Genomic DNA, 1131 nt, shown 5'->3' on the forward strand with positions numbered 1-1131 from the left:
CCGCGCTCCAGGTCCGGCGGCGCCGCCGCGGGCACCCGCCCCACCGACAGCCGCCCGCCGACAGCGGGCGCGACGACGGCCCAGGCCCGCACGGCACGGGCCAAGAGCACAGCCGCCGCCATCACCAGGACCACTCCCCGCCCGCCCCGCCCCACCGATGTCTTCGCCGACCTCCTGGTCGCGGTGCTGAGCGGGCAGCGCCCGGTGCACGCGATGCTGGGGCACACCGCGGGCCGGGCCTACGACGAGCTGGCCTGGCTCGCACAGCGCGGCCCGCTGCGCGCCCGCGGCACCCGTCCCGTCGTCCGCGACATCGGCTACTACGAGGCCGGTCCCGGTGCCGTGGAGGCCTTCGCCCGGATCGGCGCGGGCGAGCAGCTGCGGGCCATGGCCTTCCGCCTGGAACGCGGCCGCGACCTGCGCTGGCGCTGCACAGCAGTGGAACTCGGCGGCCCCCGCCCACCCCGCCCGACCGACGACGACTAGCGCCCGGCCGCCCGGCCGCCCGTCCGCCCATCCGCCCGTCCGCCCGGATCCGGCGTACGCCGAAGGGCCGGGTCCCCCGAGAGGACCCGGCCCTTCACGTCGGCTGCTGCGCCGCGGACGAGGCGGCGCGCCGCGTGGCCCCCGCCCACCCCCCGACCGACGACGACTAGCGCCCGGCCGCCCGGCCGCCCGGCCGTCCAGATCCGGCGTACGCCGAAGGGCCGGGTCCCCCGAGAGGACCCGGCCCTTCACGTCGGCTGCTGCGCCGCGGACGAGGCGGCGCGCCGCGTGGCCCCCGCCCACCCCCCGACCGACGACGACTAGCGCCCGGCCGCCGTCTGCCCGTCTGCCCGGCCGCCCGGCCGCCCGGCCGTCCAGATCCGGCGTACGCCGAAGGGCCGGGTCCCCCGAGAGGACCCGGCCCTTCACGTCGGCTGCTGCGCCGCGGACGAGGCGGCGCGCCGCGTGGCCCCCGCCCACCCCCCGACCGACGACGACTAGCGCCCGGCCGCCGTCTGCCCGTCTGCCCGGCCGCCCGGCCGCCCGGCCGTCCAGATCCGGCGTACGCCGAAGGGCCGGGTCCCCCGAGAGGACCCGGCCCTTCACGTCGGCTGCTGCGCCGCGGACGAGGCGGCGCGCCGCGTC

The 1131-nt window shown here is 80.5% G+C and carries 1 protein-coding gene; it reads left to right on the top strand.

Going from position 1 to position 1131, the window contains the following annotated elements:
* The coding region (locus JYK17_RS37865) for an Rv3235 family protein (RefSeq protein ID WP_222812163.1) at positions 1–486 on the top strand (486 nt) is incomplete at its 5' end.
* Between the last annotated feature and the right edge of the window lie 645 nt (positions 487–1131).

The sequence above is a fragment of the Streptomyces plumbidurans genome, from assembly GCF_019857225.1.
GTDB classification, from domain to species: domain Bacteria; phylum Actinomycetota; class Actinomycetes; order Streptomycetales; family Streptomycetaceae; genus Streptomyces; species Streptomyces plumbidurans.